We start from the raw sequence: 5,714 nt of genomic DNA, 5'->3' as shown, positions 1-5,714 counted from the left end.
GGTGAAAAAATCGTACCATTAAGCAAAGAATTAAGTGAATTAGAAGGTGTAGACTACATAAATTATGGTGAGGAATATGTAGATTCACTTATGAAATTTAGCAATTTTGCAAATGCACTTAGCTTAGTTGTATTAGTAATCTTAACAGGAATATCCTTGTTTATTATTTTTAACACGATTAAAATTACAGTTTTCGCTCGAAGAAAAGAAATTGGTATCATGAAACTGATTGGTTCAACCAATTGGTACATTCGAATTCCTTTTCTCATTGAAGGAAGTATATTAGGATTTGTGGGTTCTTTGTTAGCGGTTCTTGTAGTAAGAAATAGCTATTATTTCTTCTTAGGAGTCCTTCAAGAACAATCTGGGATTCTTATGGGTACTACATTTGCAACACCTGAAATGATTATGCCTCAGATCACCACGTACTTTTTAATCTATGGTATTGGTGTAGGAGCAGTAGGAAGCCTGTTTTCAATGCGAAAATTCTTGGATATATAGAAAAATAAACACAAATGAATTAGGAGGCTATATTGTGAAAAAGAAGGTACTCAGTTTATTGTTAGCAGGTCTTATGCTCTTTAGCTTGCCGGTATACGCATCTACATCAGATCTGAAGGGTAACCTGGAAAAAAATGAAGAATCTCAAGATGAAGTAAAAGAAAAACTTGATGCGAATAATGCCTCTATGGAAGAATTGAAGGCTGAAATCGACAAATTAGACAGTCAAATTAAAAAGGCCGAAAACGAAATTGCAGATATTGAAAGTAATATTAACAAAACTCAAAAAGAGTTAGAAGCAATAGTCGTTGAGCTAGAAAAAGCGATCGCAGAAAAAGAAGAGCAAAAAGAGACTTTAGACGAGAGATTAAGGGTTATGTACATGTACAGTGACACAAGTCCATTAGAAATTCTCTTTAGCGCTCAAAGCTTTAGTGACTTGATTTCAAAAGTAGATATGATCAAGACGATTGCAGAATATGATCAAGATTTGTTTGCAAAATTAGAAGCTATAGAAAGTGAAATTGCAAAGAAAAAAGAAGAAATCGAAGTAAAGAAAAACAATCTTTTAGGTATGAAAAAGAAAGCTGAAGATCAAAGAGGCAGCTTAAACACAATCAAAGCGGAAAGAAACAACTATATGAGTGAGTTACAGGCCAATGCAAATAAGCTAGAATCTGAACTAAGAGAATTAGAAGCAGAGTCGAATTCTATTGAGGCTGAAATTAAAGCTATACTTGCACAGCGAGCTGCAGAAGAGGCAGCAAGGCGAGCGGCACAACAAGCTCAAAACAATACTGGTGGAGAATCCGCACAGCCGTCGAGCCAACCTACAACCAATGGTGCATATAGATGGCCAGTACCTGGAAACTCTTCAATATCTTCATCATATGGATCTCGCATTCATCCTGTTTTAGGGACAAGAAGTTTTCATACAGGGATCGATATCCCAACGGGAAGACGTACTGGTGTGAATGCAGTAGCTGTAGGAGATGGAGTAGTAATTAAATCTGTACATAGTGGTAGTTACGGTAATTATGTTATTGTAGACATGGGAACAGATAAAAATGGCAACAATATTAGTGCCCTTTACGCTCATTTAGCACAGCGTTACGTTGGCGCTGGAGCTAGGGTTTCAGCAGGACAAGCAATAGGCGAAGTTGGTACAACAGGTAGATCTACTGGTATACACCTTCATTTCGAAATAAGGGTAAACGGCTCACATACGAATCCATTAAATTACGTAAGATAATACATATAAAAAACTTCTAGGTTCAGCCTAGAAGTTTTTTTATATGTAAAATAAGCATAGCTACGGTCGGTTCTATGTTTTGAGTTGTAAGTTTCTGGGGTCACTCCACCTTTAATAGTAATTTAAGTATTGTTTTATATACTTATTAAAGGAGGGATGCTACTTCACTCCATTTTATCTTGATAAAGGGTTTATAAAGTGGTAACATTCTTAAGAGTTAAGTGATTAAAGCTTGATGATTACGCATATAATTCATTTATAGATAAAATATTCTTTAATATATAAGAGGAGGCTTTATGAAAAATAAAAAATGGTATGTGGTTGTAATTGTAGTGATTTTGCTTTTATTGGTGACGAATGCTACAACCTTTATCGTTGCAAATGGCATGTCCATTGCATTAGGCGATAAAATCATTGTAAAAACAGAAGATGCTGCTACAACAGAGTACATAAATAAGCTATTATATTTAAAAGATGAAATTCAAGCAAGTTACTATAAGGATGTTGAGGACCAGAGTTTACTAGATGGCGCTATAAAAGGGATGTTTGAAGCTGTTGGTGATCCCTATACGGCTTATTATGATGCAGATCAGTTCCAAGCTTATATGGAACAAGTGCAAGGTAGTTATGTTGGGATTGGTGTAGTAGTAGGATTAAATGAAGATAATAAAGTAACTGTTGTTTCAGCGATAGAGGGTTCTCCTGGGAAGAAAGCTGGTTTACTTTCTGGAGATCTTATTTTAAAAGTAAATGGAGACGATGTTACGGGCCTAAATTTAGAACAGGTAGTCTCTAAAATAAAAGGAGATGCAGGAAGCTCTGTAGTATTAGAAATTGAGAGAGAAGGTTCTGTTGAGCTCATTGAGAAAGAAATCACCCGAGAAGAAATTGTACTAAATAGCGTAGATAGCATGCTTTTAGAAGACAATATTGGCTATATCACGATTACCCAATTTGAAACGAATACTGCAAAGGAATTTAAAGAGCATTTAGACAAATTGCAGTCTGCAGATATTAAAGGTCTTATTTTAGATGTAAGAGATAATCCTGGTGGAATGATGGACACGGTAGTACAGATTGTAGACCAGCTAATAGGAGAATCCGTAATTGTTTATACGGAGGATAAAGCGGGTAAAAAAGAGACGATGAGCTCTGAAGAAAAGAGCAAAATTGACTTACCAATGGTGGTATTGATCAATGAAGGTTCTGCTAGCGCATCTGAAATATTTGCAGGAGCATTACAAGATACAGGAGCAGCTACAATAGTAGGAGCTACTTCTTTTGGCAAAGGGATTGTACAAAGAATGAGCGATTTAAACGATGGCACAGGTTATAAGATCACTGTATCAGAATACTTTACACCTAATGGAAGAAACATCCATGGTAAAGGAATCGAGCCAGATGTACCAGTAGAAATGTCTCAGAAAGCTCGTTATGAAGCAGATTTTGATTTAAAAGATGATGTTCAGTTGAATAAGGCGATTGAGGTTATGAAGGAAAAAATGAAATAGTTCTAAGATCTATGAAAAAGGTTTAAGTCACCTTTGGTGACGATGGATGCAAAGTAATGTAGTTATAAAATATAAGAGATTGTATAAGAAAAGCGTCTAACGACGCTTTTCTTATACAGGTTTCTAATTCATGCCATGTTGACGTGAATTTTTGAGTGTTGTATAATAAACTCGAACATATGTGCGATAAAAAATGTGGGTTATACATTGTATATAAAAAGATTAAAACAATCAGTGATATGAATACTTAACACTTAGAACTAATGTAAGGGGGTTACAATATGCCAAATTTCAAAGTTACTTCTGACTTTACTCCTCAAGGAGATCAGGTGAAGGCTATTGCGGAGTTGAGTAAAGGGATAAGGGATGGACTGAAAGCGCAAACTTTACTAGGAGTTACAGGTTCTGGAAAGACCTATACAATGGCAAAAATTATTGAAAATGTGAACAAGCCTACTTTAATATTAGCTCATAATAAAACATTAGCTGCCCAATTATATAATGAATTTACAGAGTTTTTCGGAGAAAATGCTGTTGAGTACTTCGTCAGTTATTACGATTATTATCAGCCTGAGGCGTACGTGCCTGGCTCCGATTTATATATTGAAAAAGACGCATCTGTTAACGATGAGATCGACAAACTTCGCCATTCGGCAACAGCAGCTCTCTTTGAGCGAAAAGATGTCATCGTCGTATCCTCTGTATCTTGTATTTATGGACTGGGTAGTCCAATTGATTATGAAAATTTAGTTTTATCCCTCCGTCCCGGAATGGAAAAAGATCGAGATGATGTCATTCGCAAGCTTATTGATATACAGTACAAGCGAAATGATATTGATTTCTCTCGAGGAACATTTCGAGTTCGAGGCGATGTGTTAGAGATTTTTCCAGCTGCATCTACAGATCAAGCTGTTCGAATAGAATTTTTCGGGGACGAAGTAGATCGGATTTCTGAAATTGATGTGCTCACAGGTGAGGTGACAGGTTATCGAACTCATATTTCCATATTTCCAGCATCTCACTACGCTACAACTCCTGAAAAGCTAGAAATTGCTATAAAGGAAATTGAAGAAGAGCTAGAAGAGCAGATAAAGAAATTAAAAAAAGCAGATAAATTGCTTGAGGCTCAGAGAATTGAACAGAGGACTAATTACGATATTGAAATGCTTCGAGAAATGGGCTACTGCAATGGGATAGAAAATTATTCTAGACATGTCAGTGGATTAGAACCTGGAAGCCCGCCTTTCACTTTAATTGATTATTTTCCTAAGGACTTTCTCCTCATAATAGATGAGTCACATGTTACGATTCCTCAGGTTCGGGGTATGTATGCAGGAGACCGTTCTCGAAAAACCAATCTAGTAGAGTATGGATTCAGGTTGCCATCTGCATTAGATAATAGACCATTAAATTTCGAAGAGTTTGAGGGTAAAATCAGCACTGCTATATTTGCTTCTGCAACTCCAGGTCCTTATGAAAAGGAAAAATCACTAAAGGTAGTAGAACAAATCATTCGACCAACTGGATTAATTGACCCAGAAATTGAAGTCGTGCCAATACAAGGTCAAATTGACCACTTAGTCGGTCAAATCCATAAGAGGATTGAAAAAAAACAAAGAGTATTAGTTACTACTTTGACCAAAAAAATGTCAGAAGATTTAACAGATTATTTAAAAGAAATTGATATAAAGGTTCAATATCTACACTCTGATATCATTACTTTAGAGCGAACAAAGATCATACGAGATTTACGACTTGGCATATACGATGTATTAATAGGCATTAATTTGCTTAGAGAGGGCCTTGATATTCCAGAGGTGGGTTTAGTGGCCATATTAGATGCAGATAAGGAAGGATTTTTGCGATCAGAAACTTCTCTCGTTCAAACCATTGGACGAGCTGCACGAAATGTAGACGCCAAAGTAATCATGTACGCAGATAATATGACCGGCTCTATGGAAAGAGCTATTACAGAAACCAACAGAAGAAGGACGATTCAAGAGGAATACAATAAAAAGCACAATATAAAACCTCAATCGGTCAAAAAGAAAATCCACGACGCCATAGAAGTAACAAAAGTCGCCGAAGACGAAGAAAAATATACTGTGGTAGGCGAAAGTATAGAAGAAGCGATAATAAAACTAGAACAAGAAATGATGGCAGCAGCAGAAGAACTAGAATTTGAAAGAGCAGCCGAGTTGAGAGACCGAATTCAAGCCTTAAAGAAGGCTTGAATTCAGTAGTTCTAAGTTGTAAGTTCTATGTAAAAGCGTAATAGTCACCTTAGGTGACCAAAAACTTAGAACATACAACGTAGAACTTAGAACTCAAAAGAGGGCTTAAATTAGGTAGTTCTAAGTTGTAAGTTCTATGTAAAAGCGTAATAGTCACCTTCGGTGACCAAAAACTTAGAACATACAACGTAGAACTTAGAACTCAAAAGAGGGCTT

Annotated in this window: 4 protein-coding genes; all 4 read left to right on the top strand. The window is 36.2% G+C overall.

Annotation, left to right across the window (positions count from 1 at the left end; genetic code table 11):
• Positions 1-501: FtsX-like permease family protein (locus tag Q7P22_RS14315; RefSeq protein WP_303865063.1), on the top strand; the 501-nt coding region annotated here is incomplete at its 5' end.
• Positions 502-535: 34 nt separating this feature from the next.
• A complete protein-coding gene (locus Q7P22_RS14310; protein WP_303865062.1) occupies positions 536-1,753 on the top strand; it encodes a murein hydrolase activator EnvC in 1,218 nt (405 codons plus the stop codon).
• A gap of 296 nt (positions 1,754-2,049) precedes the next feature.
• A complete protein-coding gene (locus Q7P22_RS14305) occupies positions 2,050-3,264 on the top strand; it encodes a S41 family peptidase (RefSeq protein ID WP_303865061.1) in 1,215 nt (404 codons plus the stop codon).
• Positions 3,265-3,545: 281 nt separating this feature from the next.
• The gene (gene uvrB, locus Q7P22_RS14300) at positions 3,546-5,498 is read left to right on the top strand and encodes an excinuclease ABC subunit UvrB (RefSeq protein WP_303865060.1); all 1,953 of its coding nucleotides are present in this window, start codon (positions 3,546-3,548) and stop codon (positions 5,496-5,498) included.
• The last annotated feature ends 216 nt before the right edge of the window (positions 5,499-5,714 follow it).

Source organism: Alkalibaculum bacchi, from assembly GCF_937875145.1.
Classification (GTDB): domain Bacteria; phylum Bacillota; class Clostridia; order Eubacteriales; family Alkalibacteraceae; genus Alkalibaculum; species Alkalibaculum bacchi_A.
This window is presented reverse-complemented; position numbering and strand designations above follow the sequence as displayed.